The organism is Roseovarius sp. D22-M7 (assembly GCF_037083785.1).
GTDB lineage: Bacteria > Pseudomonadota > Alphaproteobacteria > Rhodobacterales > Rhodobacteraceae > Roseovarius.
This window is the reverse complement of record NZ_JBAPKY010000009.1, coordinates 6078-20069: the sequence shown is the minus strand read 5'-3', so window position 1 is coordinate 20069 and position 13992 is coordinate 6078. Positions and strand designations below refer to the sequence as shown.

The window sequence follows — 13992 nt, the reverse complement described above, 5'->3', positions numbered from 1 at the left end:
CCCTCTCACTCCAACCGCATGCCGCGTGGCAGCGCCATGCCGCGCAGCACCTCGGCGGCGCCTTGGGCCCCACGCCCGGCGCGCTGCAGGCGCAGGATCCGCACGGCATCCTGCCCGCAGGCCACGCTCAGTGCGTCGTCGAGGATCTCGCCCGGCGCGCCCTCTCCCGTCACCAGTTCCGAGCCGAGGATCTTCACCCGCTCGCCCCCGGCCAGACACCAGGCGCCGGGAAAGGGCGCGAGGCCCCGGATCTGCCGGTCCACCTCCGCGGCCGGCTTGGTCCAGTCGATCCGCGCCTCCGCCTTGTCGATCTTGGCGGCATGGGTGACGCCCAGCCCGGGCTGCGGCTCGGCGCGCAGGCTGTCCAGCCGCCCAAGCGCCTCGACGACCAGCTCCGCCCCCATCGCCGACAGCCGGTCATGCAGGTCTCCGGCGGTGTCGCGCGGTCCGATCGGCGTGGCCGCGCGCAACAGCACCGGCCCGGTATCGAGGCCCGGCTCCATGCGCATGATGCACACACCGGTCTCGTCGTCCCCGGCCATGATCGCGCGCTGGATGGGCGCCGCCCCGCGCCAGCGCGGCAACAGGCTGGCATGGATGTTCAGGCAGCCATTCCGTGGTGCCTCCAGCACCGCCCGCGGCAGGATCAGGCCGTACGCCACCACCACCGCCACATCCGCGCCCCATGCGGCGAACTCGGCCTGCGCGCCCGCATCTCTCAGGCTCTCGGGGTGACGCACCGGCAGCCCCAGCGCCTCGGCCCGCGCCTGTACCGGGCTCGGACGGTCCCGCTTGCCCCGCCCCGCCGGGCGCGGCGGCTGGCAATAGATCGCCGGCACCTCGTGGCCCGCCGCGATCACCGCGTCGAGCACCGGCACCGAGAACTCGGGCGTTCCCATGAAGATCACGCGCATCAAGATCCTTCATCTTTCCAGAAATACTCAAGACCCGACCGCGCGACCGGCGCCACCGCCGGCGGATCACGCGCGGGCCTGCTCCCGCTTCAGCTTCTGCATCTTGCGGGTGATCATCTGCCGGCGCATCGCGCCGAGATGATCGATGAACAGCTTGCCGTTCAGATGGTCGATCTCGTGCTGCACGCAGGTCGCCCACAGCCCGTCGAACGTCTCGAAGCGTTCCTGTCCGTCGCGGTCGATCCAGGCCACGTCCACCGCCTCGGGCCGCGTCACCTCGGCGAACTGCTCGGGGATCGACAGGCAGCCCTCCTCGTAGGTCGCCACCTCGTCCGAGGCGGCCTTGATCTCCGGGTTGAACATCACCAGCGGGCGCGGCGCGGCGCCCTCGTCCTTGACGCAATCCATCACGATCAGCCGGCGCAACACCCCCACCTGCGGCGCCGCCAGCCCGATGCCCGGCGCGTCGTACATGGTTTCCAGCATGTCGTCGGCGAGGCGGCGCAGATCGTCACTCAGATCTGGCACCGGCGCGCAGACCTTCTTCAGGCGCGGATCGGGGTGGATGAGGATCGGGCGTTTCATGGCGCTTGATCTAGGACATCGCCCCGCGTTCCGCAACGGTCTTGCACATGGTCTTGCACCCGCGGCCCAAACCTCTAGCCTGCGGCCCGAACACCCTTGGGGAGACATCCATGAATTTCGACGAGATCATCGACCGCCGCGGGACCGGCAGCACCAAGTGGGACAGGATGCAGGCCTATGGCGGCGTGCCGCCCGAGGACGGCCTGCCGATGTGGGTCGCCGACATGGATTTCCGGGCGGCCGATGTCCTGCAGGACGCGATGCGGGATCTCGTCGCGCAAGCCAATTACGGCTATTTCACCGGCGACGCCGAGATGAACGAGGCGGTCGCGTGGTGGATGACGGAACGCCACGGATGGCACGCGGATCCCGCCCACATGTCCAGCACCGCGGGGCTCGGCCATGCCATCGCGCTGATCCTCGAAACCTATACCGATCCCGGCGACGAGGTGATCATCTTCACCCCCGTCTATCACGAGTTCACGCACAAGATCGAACTGGCCGGGCGCGTCGTGCACGAATCGCCGCTGGCGATCCGCGACGGCATGTACCACATGGATCTCGACACGCTCGAGGCGGGGCTCACGGGGCGCGAAAAGATGATGCTCATCTCGTCACCGCACAACCCCGCCGGCCGCATCTGGACGCGGCAGGAATTGCGCCAGCTCGCCGATCTCTGCGCACGGCACGACCTGCTGATGATCGCCGACGAGATCCACCACGACCTCGTCTTTCCCGGTCAGACCTTCACGTCCTTCCTCAACGCGGCGCCCGAGGCCTCGGATCGGACCTTCATGCTCACGGCGGCGTCGAAGACCTTCAACACCGCCGGCGCGCGGGTCGGCACGGTCACCATCCCCAACCCCGACCTGCGCGCGCGATTCCAAAGGGCGCTGCAGGTCCACCAGACCCAGCCCAATCTTCTCGGGGTCGAGTTGACGCGCGCCGCCTACTCGCCCCGCGGCGCGGCCTGGGTGGATGCGCTCGTCGCCTATCTCGAGGCCAATCACAGGCTGTTCCTCGATGGCGTGGCACAGATCCCCGGCCTGAAGGCGATGCCGATGCAATCGACCTATCTCGCATGGGTCGACTTCGCCGATACCGGCATGGAGATGGCAGAGGTTCTGCGCCGCGTGCACGAGGATGCGCGCCTCGTCCCCTCGGTCGGCACACCTTTCGGCACCGGGGGCGAGACCTTCCTGCGCTTCAACCTCGGCACCCCGCGCGCCCGCGTCGCCGAGGCGATCGACCGGTTGCAGACCGCCTTCGCGGATCTGCAATAACCGGGGGGCGTCTGGGAAGACAGCGCCATCGCCCGTCCGCGGGCAGGCGATCCCACGTTCGAGATGCTCACTTTATCTCGGCCAAAACGAGAAAACTGAGATCGATGCGCTGACTTCAACAAATCGCCTGTACGTCACGCCGAAGGCGTGCCGATATGACATGGCGCACCTCCGGTGCGACGGGGCGGACACGCGAAGGCGCGGCGAGGCTCCGCGCCGCGTATCGCGCCGGGGCTTTAGCCCGGATCGACGCTCGGCCGATCACACCTTCTCCTGCGTATACTTCCGCAACTCCGCCCGCGCGACCTGCCGCCGGTGCACCGCGTCCGGCCCGTCGGCCAGCCGCAGGGTACGCAGATGCGTCCACATCGCGGCCAGCGGCACGTCCTGCGAAATCCCCTGCGCGCCGAACATCTGCACCGCCTCGTCGACCACCTTCAGCGCCACTCGCGGGGCGGCGACCTTGATCTGGCTGATCCACGGGGCGGCGGCGCGCGCATCGCCCCGGTCCATCATCCACGCCGCCTTGAGACACAGCAGCCGCACCTGCTCGATCTCCATGCGGCACTCGGCGATGATGTCGTAATTCGCCCCAAGCTGCGCCAACGGCTTGCCGAAGGCCTCGCGCGCAAGGCTGCGTTTGCACATCATCTCCAGCGCCGCCTCGGCCTGCCCGATGGCGCGCATGCAGTGATGGATGCGCCCGGGTCCCAGCCGCCCCTGCGCGATCTCGAACCCGCGCCCCTCGCCCAGAAGCAGGTTCTCGGCCGGCACGCGCACATCCGTGAACCGGATATGCATGTGCCCGTGCGGCGCGTCGTCATGGCCGTAAACCTGCATCGGGCGCAGTTTCTCGATCCCGGGCATGTCGGCGGGCACCACGATCATCGAATGCCGCTGATGCTTGGGCGCCTCGTCGCCGCCGGTCCTCACCAACACGATATAGACCGCACAGCGCGGATCGCCGGCCCCGGTCGCCCACCATTTCTCGCCGTTCAGGAGATAGGCGTCGCCGTCACGCCGGCAGGACATGGCGATATTGGTGGCATCGGAACTGGCGACATCCGGCTCGGTCATCAGGTAGGCCGACCGGATCTCGCCGGACAGCAGCGGCGCCAGCCAGCGCGCCTTCATCGCCTCGGTGCCGTAGCGCTCGAACACCTCCATGTTGCCGGTGTCAGGCGCGTTGCAGTTGAACACCTCGGCGGCCATCGGCGTGCGGCCCATCTCCTCGGCGAAATACGCGTATTCGACCGTGCTCAGGCCCAGCCCGCGGTCGCTGTCGGTCAGCCAGAAATTCCACAGACCCTCGGCCTTGGCGCGCGTCTTGAGTCCGTCGAGGATCTCGGCCTGCCGGGCCGTGTACTGCCAACGGTCGCCCTTGCCGATCTCGGCGTGATAGGCGGCCTCCATCGGCATGATCTCGTCGCGCACCATCGCCGCCACCCGCGCCAGCAGCGCGCGCGTCTCGTCGCGCATCCCAAGGTTCATCTCCATCCCGGCCTCCCTCTCGCCGTGCCCCGCCGCACCTCAGCACGCGGCCCGCGCGCCTTCAAGCAGGCTTTGCGTACGCAACCCGCATACTGCGTGTACGCGTTGTACACTAACGCTCCAGCCAGTGGCGCACCGCCGCCTCGAACTCGCGCGGCTTCTCGGCATGCAGCCAATGCCCCGCGCCGGGGATCTTGGCGAACTGCGCCCGCGGGAACAGCGCCTTGATCCGGGCGCGGTATTCGGGTCGCACATAGTTCGATTCCGCGCCGGAGAGGAACATCACCTTCCCCTCGTAACGCGCTGTCATCTCGGGGAATCCCAGGATCTCGGGCATCTCGCGCGCCAGGGTGTCGAGGTTGAGAAGCCAGCGTTTTTCCCGCACATCCAGAGATTGCAGGAAGAACGGCACGAGGTCGGGATTGTCGATCATCTCAAGCAGTTGCGCCCCGGCATCCGACCGCTTGCTCACCAGCCCCAGATCGACCGATTGCATCGCCTCGATATACTGCATCTGGTTGTTGTCATAGGGGACGGGCGCGATATCTGCCACGATCAGCCGGTTGACCAGTTCGGGCCGCGTCAACGCCAGAACCATTCCCGCCTTGCCGCCCATGGAATGGCCCAGCACGTCACAAGGCCCCTCGAGCCCCTCGATCACCTCGGCCAGATCCCCCGCCAGATCCGCATAGGAATGTGTTTCAAACCAAGGACTTGCGCCGTGATTGCGCAAGTCGACCGCGACGACGCGACGGCTATCCGACAGCCGTTTCGCGATCACCCCCCAGTTCCGGGCAGAGCCGTAAAGCCCGTGCACGATCACCAGCCCCGGACGCTCCGTCGGTACACCATGATGGATGCAATTCAACATGATCTGCGGTATACCCTGCCCAAAATGCCATGACCAGCCCCCGGCGCAGGGTCAAGGCCCACATAAAGGCGACATGAAGACGGCCACGTAAATGATTGATCCGAATGCCTTTCAATCCCGCATCACGATGCTGCAATCGGCCCTGTCCGGGAAGATGCGGGCGCGCGGCGCAACACTCGAACAGCAACTGCGCCGCGTCTCGCACCGCCTTCCCCGCCGCCAGCGCCGCGCCGCCGCAACGATCCTCGGCGCGCAGGACTGGATGGCCCATCCCAAACTCGCCCGCATTCTGGATTTTTCCAATGTAAACAACGCATTCTCGGACCTGACGGCGTATCTCGACAGGATCGATCCGTCGGAAGAGCGAAAGACCGCCCTGCTGCACCTCGCCGCCGTTATCGTGCTCCGCCTCGCGATGCTCGCCGTTCTGATCTATGCGCTGATCCAGTGGCGCGGTTTGGTGTAAGAAGCGCGTTCAACTATTGGGTCCGAAATAATAAAAACCCGCGCGACGCATAGGCCGCACGGGGTTTCTTTCGAGCGTCGAAATACCTCAAAGGTCGGGATAGATCGGGAAACGCGCGCACAGCGCCTCGACCTCGGACCGCACCTTTTCCTCGACCGCGCCATTGCGGTCCTCGCCGTTGGCGGCCAACCCGTCGACCACCTCGATGATCCAGTCGGCGATCTGCCGGAACTCCGCCTCGGCGAAGCCGCGTGTCGTCGCCGCCGGCGACCCAAGGCGTATGCCACTGGTAACAGTGGGTTTTTCAGGATCGAAGGGCACGCCATTCTTGTTGCAGGTGATGTGCGCGCGACCCAATGCCTTCTCTGTGGCGTTGCCCTTGACGCCCTTTGGCCGCAGATCGACCAGCAGCACATGCGTGTCCGTGCCATGCGTCACCGTGTCCAGCCCGCCCTTGATCAACTGGTCCGACAGCGCCTGCGCGTTCCGGATCACCTGCTTGGTGTAGGCCTTGAAATCCGGATGCAACGCCTCTCCGAAGGCCACCGCCTTGGCGGCGATGACGTGCATCAGCGGGCCACCCTGGATACCGGGGAAGATGGCCGAGTTGAATTTCTTCGCCAGCGCCTCGTCATTCGTCAGGATCATGCCACCGCGCGGCCCGCGCAGCGTCTTGTGCGTCGTCGTGGTCGCGACATGGGCATGCGGGAAGGGCGACGGATATTCCTCCGCCGCCACCAGCCCGGCGAAATGTGCCATGTCCACAAGCAGATAGGCGCCGACACTGTCGGCAATTTGACGCATCCGCGCGAAATCGATCTGGCGCGGAATGGCCGACCCGCCGGCGATGATCATCTTGGGCTTGTGCTCGGTCGCGAGCGTCTGGACCTCGTCGTAATCGATCAGGTTGTCGTCGCGCCGCACCCCGTATTGCACCGCGTTGAACCACTTGCCCGACTGGTTGGGTGCCGCGCCATGGGTCAGGTGCCCGCCGGCGTCGAGGCTCATCCCGAGGATGGTGTCGCCGGGCGTCAGCAGCGCCGTGAAGACGCCCTGATTGGCTTGCGAGCCGGAGTTGGGCTGCACGTTGGCATAGCCGCAATCGAACAGCCGGCAGGCCCGCTCTATCGCGACATTTTCCGCGATATCAACGAATTGGCACCCACCGTAATAGCGCCGGCCGGGATAACCCTCGGCGTATTTGTTGGTCATAACGCTGCCTTGCGCTTCCATCACGGCAGCCGATGTGATGTTCTCGCTCGCGATCAGCTCGATCTCGTTGCGCTGGCGGCCGAGCTCCTGTCGGATCGCGCCGGCAATCTCCGGATCGCGCGACGCGAGGTCGCCTGTAAAGAATTCCTGAGAGACCAAAGGCTGGTTTCCGTCATGTGGCATGAGACAACTCCTGCGGATATCGAATGAAAAGTACGTATCTTAAAATCGGCTGAAGGGAAAGATTGTAAAGCGACGAATTCAACCCCCGCACCGGCACGGCTGGTCTCGGGACGAAAACTGTGCTTCGGTCGAGGCAAGACAGCCCATTTCAGGACAGGATCCCGGCATGAGCCGAAAGATCGCATTCGCCGCAAGTGACGTGCCGGTCGCGCAAACGGCACTCGATGCCTTGACGGCCCGCTTCGGCAATGTCCCGGAGGACGAGGCGGACGTGATCGTGGTCCTCGGCGGCGACGGCTTCATGCTTCACACGATGCACCGCACGCAACGTCTCAACACGCCCGTTTACGGCATGAATCGCGGCACGGTCGGATTCCTGATGAACGAATATAGCGAATCCGACCTGTTGGAGAGGCTCGCCGTGGCCGAGGAAGAAATCATCAATCCCCTGAAAATGAACGCACAATCGCGCGACGGTGGCATGCACGAGGCACTGGCGATCAACGAGGTGTCGCTGTTGCGCGCCGGCCCGCAGGCCGCCAAGCTGCGGATCAGCATAAACGGGCACCCGCGCCTCGACGAACTGGTCTGCGACGGCGCGCTGGTGGCCACGCCCGCAGGATCGACCGCCTACAATTACAGCGCACATGGGCCGATCCTGCCGATCGGGTCGGATGTCCTCGCGCTGACGGCCGTGGCTGCGTTCCGTCCGCGCAGGTGGCGCGGCGCGCTCGTCCCGAAGACCGCCACGGTGCGCTTCGACGTCATCGAGCCCGCAAAGCGCCCGGTGATGGCCGATGCGGACAGCCGATGGGTCGAAAGCGTGCTATGGCTCGAGGTCCGGTCCGAGACACGGATCGAGCACCGGATCCTGTTCGATCCCGGTCACGGGCTCGAGGAACGCCTGCTGCGCGAACAGTTTTCCTGACAGGCTTCAGACATCACTTCCAGTCATCGCGGCAAGCCACTGTCCCGTATCAATAAATCCCGATCCACCGAAACGAAAGATCGGCCTCGTGATCTCGGCCATAGGCGACGGCGGCAAGGCTGGTGACCGTCTCGGGGCGCGGCACGGCGCGCAGCAGCACGCCCGACCGCTCGAACGCCGAGAACGGCACGCGCACCTCCTGCCAGTCCGGCCCGCTCGGGATCGGCGCCTGGTAGTATTGCCAGGGCAGCACCGTCCCGCGCGTGCGAAGATGCAAGAAATAGCGCTCGCCATTGCCGCGCGTCTCGACCACCACGCCGCGGGCCTCCTCGGGGAATGGCTGCTCCAGATCCGCGCGCACCTGGATAAACCCGCCGCGGTTTTCGGTGCTGACCTCGCCCGTCAGGTGCAGGTATCGCGCATCGGCGGGCCCCACGGCACGCGCCCCGCCTTGCGACACGCCGCCCATCACCTGATCGCTGAAATACCGCCAGTTTTCCGGTGGAGGTGGGGTGTAGTCCAGCATGTCACCCTCCTGAGCCAGCACCGGCCCTGACAACAACCAGAGCAGGACCAGCCACACGCGTCGTTTCATTCCGTCATCCCCGCTGCTTGAGCCAGGCTGGCCGGATCGCACAGGATCGTGCCCTGCCCGGGACGTTCGATCAGGCCGGCCAGTTCCCAGTCACGCATGATGCGATTGACGCTTTCGCGCGTCAGGCCGACCAGATCCCCCAATTCGGATTGCGAAAACCGCTCGGCCAGCTGCAACCGGCCGTCGGGCAGCGCCTCGCCCCATTTCTCGGCGAGGCGCAACAGAAGCCGCGCCAGTCGCGTCTGCCCGTCGGTCAGCATATGCGCGGTATACATGCCCGATGTCTCGCGCAGTCTCTGGCACAACACCGCGATGGCATCGAGCGCCGCATCCGGGGTCTCTCTCAGAAGCCGCAGCACGCAGTCGCGCGTCAGCACGCGACCACGCACGGGCGTGACGGCGAAGGCATCCGCGCTGCGCGGCCCGCCGTCGAGCGCGGCCAATTCCCCCAGCACGTCGCCGGGCCCGAGATGGGTGAGGATCGAGCGCCGCCCGTCCATCGAACTGCTGCTGATCTCGACACGCCCCTCGACGATCAGCATCATATTGGTGTCATCGCCACCTGCCTCGTAGATCGTGGCCCCGGGCAGGAAAGTGACAAGGCGCCCGTTCCGCTTGAGCAGCGCCGCCATGTTCGGGCCCACTGTCGTCTTCATTCCTGCGCCCTTTTTTCTGCCATTGTGTGACTTGGATCACTGCACAGCCCCCGGCAATCGGCTATCAAGTCATTGTGTTTCGCGTGTCGAGGCGAGCCAAAGTCTTTTCACCACGTAATCATTTGTCTCGGCCGCGAAACATGGCAGGCTCGTGCTTTTGTTTCCCCATTGGCGCGTTCTGCTTGCCCGCTGTCCGGCGCGATTTAGTGAGTGAGTCGTGCCGGACAGCGCTTTCAGGATCACCGTGGCGCAGACGCTTGCGCACCCCCTCGCATCAGCCGCGACGCATCGCGGTCAGCCGCGACGCACAGATATTTATTTTCCCAGTCCAATGGTTTGCAGGGCGCTCTTGATCTCGTCGAGTATGGCGGGATCATCGATGGTCGCCGGTGTCTTGACGTCCTCGCCATCGGCCACCTTGACCATTATGCCGCGCAGGATCTTGCCCGACCGGGTCTTTGGCAGCCGGTCGACCACGACCGCCAGCTTGAACGCCGCGACCGGGCCGATCTGATCGCGGACAAGACGCACGCATTCGGCGGTGATCTCGGCATGCGGGCGATCGACTCCCTTGGTCAGACAGACGAACCCCACCGGCGCCTGCCCCTTCAGCGTGTCGCTGACCCCGATCACGGCGCATTCGGCCACGTCCGGATGGTTCGCGATCACCTCTTCCATCGCGCCGGTGGACAGACGGTGCCCGGCCACGTTGATCACGTCGTCGGTGCGCGCCATGATCCACAGGTATCCGTCCTCGTCCTGCATGCCTGCGTCGCCGGTCTCGTAGTAGCCGGGGAACGTGTCGAGATAGGACTTGTGAAACCGGCCTTCGGCATTCCACAGCGTCGGTAACGTCCCCGGCGGCAAGGGCAGCTTGATGGCGATGGCGCCAAGCGTGCCCGGCGGCTGCTCCTGCCCGGCCTCGTCGAGGATGCGCACGTCATAGCCCGGCATCGCGACGGTGGGCGAGCCGACCTTGACGGGCAGCGCCTCGATTCCCGTCGGGTTGCCGGCGATGGCCCAGCCTGTTTCAGTCTGCCACCAGTGGTCAAACACCGGCACCCCCATCACCCGTGCCGCCCAGTTGATCGTGTCGGGGTCGGCCCGCTCTCCTGCGAGGTAAAGCGCGCGCAGGTTGGAGATATCGTATCTCTGCAGCTCTTTCGCCTCGGGATCCTCGCGCTTGATGGCGCGCATCGCCGTGGGCGCAGTGAAGAAGCTGCGCACGTCGTGCTCGGAGATCACGCGCCAGAAGGTGCCCGCATCGGGCGTGCCCACCGGCTTGCCCTCGAAGACCACGGTGGTGTTGCCGTGCACCAGCGGGCCGTAGCAGATATAGCTGTGTCCGACGACCCAGCCCACATCGGAGGCCGCCCAGAACACCTCGCCGGGATCGACGTTGTAGATGTTCTTCATCGACCAGTGAAGCGCCACGAGATGCCCGGCCGTGTGGCGCACGACGCCCTTGGGCGATCCGGTGGTTCCGGACGTATAGAGGATGTAGACCGGGTGATTGCCCTCGACCGGGATACAATTGGCGGGCTCCACGCCGTACTGGCAGGCGTGCCAGTCGACATCGCGGCCCTCGACCAGTTGGGCCACTTCCTCTTCGCGCTGAAAGATCACGCAGAAATCGGGCTTGTGCGTCGCCTGCTCGATCGCGCCGTCGATCAGCGGCTTGTAATGCACGACGCGCCCCGGCTCGATCCCGCAGGACGCGGCGATGATCGCCTTGGGCCTGCAGTCGTCGATACGCACGGCCAGTTCGTGCGCGGCAAAGCCGCCGAAGACCACCGAATGCACGGCGCCGATCCGTGTGCAGGCGAGCATCGCCTCGAGCGCCTCGGGCACCATCGGCATGTAGATCACCACCCGGTCGCCCTTCTCGACGCCGCGCGCGCGCAACGCCCCGGCCAGACGCGCCACGCGGCTGCGCAGTTGCGCATAGCTGATCCGGTGCTTGGTGCCGGTGACCGGGCTGTCATGGATGATCGCCGCCTGCGCGCCGCGCCCGGCCTCGACATGGCGATCGACGGCGTTCCAGCAAGTATTCACCAGCCCGTCGCTGTACCATTCGTAGAGGGGCGCCTTGTCGTCGAAGAGCGCCTTCGACGGCTTTCGCACCCAGTCGATCCGCTCGGCCTGCTCCATCCAGAAAGCCTCGGGGTCCGCCAGCGAGCGCGCGTAAATGTCCTGGTATGCCATCGTATCCTCCTCCGATATCCCGCCATTGTGTTAGGCGTCACGCCGCGTTCAGGCAAGCGTCACGGTTCGGGGCGGGCGACAACATCGTCATAAATTTGCAGAACTTCGCCCGAATGCGCTGCAAAGTTTTGCAAATACGCTCAGTTGCGGTACTTTCCTGAAAACTTCAACGGCATCCGCAAATTCGCTAACCCTGCCCTGCAAATCGGTGATTCTACCCGTAATGCGCCACCGGGGTGCCAGCGATGGCCGACATGTTCAGAAGGCCCCGCGCGGTGATCGACGGCGTCACGATATGCGCACGGTTGCCCATGCCCATCAGGATCGGCCCGACCTCGAGCCCGCCGGCCTTCATCTTGAGGATGTTGCGCACCCCCGAGGCCGCATCCGCGTGACCGAAGATCAGCACGTTGGCCGCCCCCTCCATCCGGTTGTCGGGCAGAAGCCGCGCGCGCAACTCGGCATCGAGTGCTGCATCGATGGTCATCTCGCCCTCGTAACTGAAGTCGTGGCTGCCTGCATCCAGCAGGTCAATCGCCGCGCGCAGGCGCTGCGCGCCGTCATCGGTGCGATTGCCGAACTGCGATTGCGAACAGAAGGCGACCTTGGGCGCAATTCCGAAGCGGCGCACGTGGCGCGCCGCCCCGATCGCGGTTTCCGCCAGGTGTTCCGGCGAAGGCCTTGTGCGCACATGGGTGTCGGCAATGAACAGCGGACCGTCTTCGAGGATCATCATGCTCAGCGCGCCATGAGGATGATGCTGTTCATTCGCAAGCACCTGCTCGACATAGTTCAGATGCCAGCGGAATTCGCCGAACGTGCCGCAGATCAGGCAATCGGCCTCGTCACGCTGCACCATCACCGCCCCGATGGCGGTGGTGTTGGTGCGCATAATGGCCCGCGCCAGGTCCGGCGTCACGCCGCGCCGCGCCATTATCCGGTGATAGGTTTCCCAGTAGTCGCGGTAGCGCGGATCGTTCTCTGGGTTCACGACGTTGAAATCCCGCTCGGGCCGGATCAGCAGGCCCGCCCGCTCGCAGCGCCGCGCGATCACGTCGGGGCGGCCGATCAGGATCGGCAGTTCCGTGGTCTCCTCGATGATCGCCTGGGCGGCATGCAGCACACGCTCGTCCTCGCCTTCGGCAAACACGATGCGCCGCGAGGCACTTCGGGCGGCCTCGAAGACCGGGCGCATCAACAGCGCCGACTTGAACACGCTGGCATCCAGATCGGCCTTGTACTGGTCGAGATCGTCGAGCGGGCGCGCGGCGACCCCGGTCTCCATCGCAGCCGCCGCTACGGCACGCGACACGATGCCCGACAGGCGCGGGTCGAACGGCTTGGGGATCAGGTAGTCGCGGCCGAAGGTCATCTGCTCGCCGCGGTAAGCCGCCGCCGCCTCGGCACTGGTCGAGGCGCGCGCCAGGTCGGCGATGCCCTGCACGCAGGCCACCTGCATCGCATCGTTGATGTCCGTCGCACCCACGTCCAGAGCCCCGCGGAAGATGAACGGGAAACACAGCACGTTGTTGACCTGGTTGGGAAAATCCGACCGACCCGTGGCGATGATCGCATCCGGCACCGCAGCGCGCGCGACATCGGGCATGATCTCGGGGTAAGGATTGGCGAGCGCGAAGATGATCGGCGCCGGCGTCATGCTGCGCACCATGTCGGGCGTCACCACGTTCGGCCCCGACAACCCCAGGAATAGGTCGGCGCCCGCGATCACCTCGTCAAGGCGGCGCAGGTCGCTGTCCTGGGCGAAGGCCGCCTTCTCGGGGTTCATGTCCTCGGCCCGGCCCTCGTGGACCAGCCCGTGAATGTCGCAAAGCCAGATATTCTCGCGCTTGACGCCCAGCTTCACCAGCATGTTGAGACAGGCGATCCCCGCGGCCCCGCCGCCCGCCGAGGCGACCTTGATATCCTCGAACCGCTTGCCCGCGACATGCAGCGCGTTGGTCGCCGCAGCCCCCACGACGATCGCCGTGCCGTGCTGGTCGTCGTGAAAGACGGGGATGTCCATGCGCTCGCGGCAGATCCGCTCGACCGTGAAGCAGTCGGGCGCCTTGATGTCCTCGAGATTGATCGCCCCGAAGGTGGGGCCAAGCGCGCAGACGATGTCCGCCAGCTTTTCGGGGTCGGTCTCGTCCAGCTCGATATCGAAGCAGTCGATGCCCGCGAATTTCTTGAAGAGGACCGCCTTGCCCTCCATCACCGGCTTGGCGGCGAGCGCGCCGATATTGCCCAGCCCCAGCACGGCGCTGCCGTTGGTGACCACCGCCACGAGGTTGCCGCGCGCGGTGTAGCGGCTGGCGGCCTTGGGCTCCGCCTTGATCTCGAGACAGGCCTCGGCCACGCCGGGACTGTAGGCGCGCGCCAGGTCGCGGCCGTTGGCCATCGGCTTGGTCGCGCGGATCTCGAGTTTGCCGGGCCTTGGAAACTCGTGATAATCAAGCGCCGCCTGACGCTGTGTCTCTGTCGGTTCGTCGGTCATGCTGGTCCCCCCGGTGACGCCGGATACAAGTCCGGGCGCGGGTTGCGCGCCCGGCCGCCGGCGTTTCTTGTTCCGATGTCAGCTTGCACACCCGCACGGCCGGCTGCAA

Annotated in this window: 12 protein-coding genes; 3 read left to right on the top strand and 9 right to left on the bottom strand. The window is 65.8% G+C overall.

The genetic code is table 11. From position 1 onward, the window contains the following. Positions 1 to 5: 5 nt before the first annotated feature. Positions 6 to 914 (bottom strand): methionyl-tRNA formyltransferase, encoded by a 909-nt coding sequence (fmt, locus tag V8324_RS05930; protein WP_336419007.1) that lies wholly within the window; start codon positions 912 to 914, stop codon positions 6 to 8. Positions 915 to 980: 66 nt separating this feature from the next. Continuing rightward, positions 981 to 1499 carry a peptide deformylase gene (gene def, locus V8324_RS05925; RefSeq protein WP_336419006.1) on the bottom strand — a complete coding sequence of 173 codons (519 nt, stop codon included), beginning with the start codon at positions 1497 to 1499 and terminating at the stop codon, positions 981 to 983. 110 nt (positions 1500 to 1609) lie between these two features. Between def and V8324_RS05920 the strand changes: the two genes are divergently transcribed. Next, a complete protein-coding gene (locus V8324_RS05920) occupies positions 1610 to 2782 on the top strand; it encodes a MalY/PatB family protein (protein WP_336419005.1) in 1173 nt (390 codons plus the stop codon). 261 nt (positions 2783 to 3043) lie between these two features. On the opposite strand, the gene V8324_RS05915 is transcribed toward V8324_RS05920, so the two are convergent. Together V8324_RS05915 and V8324_RS05910 are read right to left on the bottom strand one after the other, a co-directional pair. Then, a complete protein-coding gene (locus V8324_RS05915) occupies positions 3044 to 4279 on the bottom strand; it encodes an acyl-CoA dehydrogenase family protein (protein WP_336419004.1) in 1236 nt (411 codons plus the stop codon). 106 nt (positions 4280 to 4385) lie between these two features. Then, positions 4386 to 5144: an alpha/beta fold hydrolase gene (locus V8324_RS05910; RefSeq protein WP_336419003.1), complete on the bottom strand. Its 759-nt coding sequence runs from the start codon at positions 5142 to 5144 to the stop codon at positions 4386 to 4388. Between the two features lie 127 nt (positions 5145 to 5271). Between V8324_RS05910 and V8324_RS05905 the strand changes: the two genes are divergently transcribed. Beyond that, positions 5272 to 5610, top strand: coding sequence for a hypothetical protein (locus V8324_RS05905; RefSeq protein WP_336419002.1), 339 nt, complete (start codon positions 5272 to 5274; stop codon positions 5608 to 5610). A gap of 87 nt (positions 5611 to 5697) precedes the next feature. Here V8324_RS05905 and glyA read toward each other — a convergent pair whose 3' ends face one another. Next, a complete protein-coding gene (gene glyA, locus V8324_RS05900; protein ID WP_336419001.1) occupies positions 5698 to 7005 on the bottom strand; it encodes a serine hydroxymethyltransferase in 1308 nt (435 codons plus the stop codon). A gap of 166 nt (positions 7006 to 7171) precedes the next feature. On the opposite strand from glyA, the gene V8324_RS05895 reads away from it, so the two are divergent. Beyond that, positions 7172 to 7933 (top strand): NAD kinase, encoded by a 762-nt coding sequence (locus V8324_RS05895; RefSeq protein ID WP_336419000.1) that lies wholly within the window; start codon positions 7172 to 7174, stop codon positions 7931 to 7933. Positions 7934 to 7982: 49 nt separating this feature from the next. On the opposite strand, the gene V8324_RS05890 is transcribed toward V8324_RS05895, so the two are convergent. From V8324_RS05890 to V8324_RS05875, 4 genes are all read right to left on the bottom strand, one after another. Next, on the bottom strand, positions 7983 to 8528 hold the full coding sequence (locus V8324_RS05890) for a CIA30 family protein (RefSeq protein WP_336418999.1): 546 nt from the start codon (positions 8526 to 8528) through the stop codon (positions 7983 to 7985). After that, positions 8525 to 9184: a Crp/Fnr family transcriptional regulator gene (locus V8324_RS05885; protein ID WP_336418998.1), complete on the bottom strand. Its 660-nt coding sequence runs from the start codon at positions 9182 to 9184 to the stop codon at positions 8525 to 8527. Before V8324_RS05885 ends, V8324_RS05890 begins: the two co-directional genes overlap by 4 nt. 315 nt (positions 9185 to 9499) lie before the next feature. Next, entirely contained in the window at positions 9500 to 11389 is a 1890-nt protein-coding gene (locus V8324_RS05880) for a propionyl-CoA synthetase (protein WP_336418997.1), read from the bottom strand. Positions 11390 to 11603: 214 nt separating this feature from the next. After that, entirely contained in the window at positions 11604 to 13883 is a 2280-nt protein-coding gene (locus V8324_RS05875; protein ID WP_336418996.1) for an NADP-dependent malic enzyme, read from the bottom strand. Between the last annotated feature and the right edge of the window lie 109 nt (positions 13884 to 13992).

What these genes read in the sequence shown, in the direction of transcription:
- V8324_RS05880 (WP_336418997.1), bottom strand. Translation starts at nt 11,389, where the DNA reads ATGGCATACCAGGACATTTACGCGCGCTCGCTGGCGGACCCCGAGGCT.
- V8324_RS05885 (WP_336418998.1), bottom strand. Translation starts at nt 9,184, where the DNA reads ATGAAGACGACAGTGGGCCCGAACATGGCGGCGCTGCTCAAGCGGAAC.
- V8324_RS05910 (WP_336419003.1), bottom strand. Translation starts at nt 5,144, where the DNA reads ATGTTGAATTGCATCCATCATGGTGTACCGACGGAGCGTCCGGGGCTG.
- V8324_RS05905 (WP_336419002.1), top strand. Translation starts at nt 5,272, where the DNA reads ATGCTGCAATCGGCCCTGTCCGGGAAGATGCGGGCGCGCGGCGCAACA.
- V8324_RS05915 (WP_336419004.1), bottom strand. Translation starts at nt 4,279, where the DNA reads ATGGAGATGAACCTTGGGATGCGCGACGAGACGCGCGCGCTGCTGGCG.
- V8324_RS05920 (WP_336419005.1), top strand. Translation starts at nt 1,610, where the DNA reads ATGAATTTCGACGAGATCATCGACCGCCGCGGGACCGGCAGCACCAAG.
- fmt (WP_336419007.1), bottom strand. Translation starts at nt 914, where the DNA reads ATGCGCGTGATCTTCATGGGAACGCCCGAGTTCTCGGTGCCGGTGCTC.
- def (WP_336419006.1), bottom strand. Translation starts at nt 1,499, where the DNA reads ATGAAACGCCCGATCCTCATCCACCCCGATCCGCGCCTGAAGAAGGTC.
- V8324_RS05890 (WP_336418999.1), bottom strand. Translation starts at nt 8,528, where the DNA reads ATGAAACGACGCGTGTGGCTGGTCCTGCTCTGGTTGTTGTCAGGGCCG.
- V8324_RS05895 (WP_336419000.1), top strand. Translation starts at nt 7,172, where the DNA reads ATGAGCCGAAAGATCGCATTCGCCGCAAGTGACGTGCCGGTCGCGCAA.
- glyA (WP_336419001.1), bottom strand. Translation starts at nt 7,005, where the DNA reads ATGCCACATGACGGAAACCAGCCTTTGGTCTCTCAGGAATTCTTTACA.
- V8324_RS05875 (WP_336418996.1), bottom strand. Translation starts at nt 13,883, where the DNA reads ATGACCGACGAACCGACAGAGACACAGCGTCAGGCGGCGCTTGATTAT.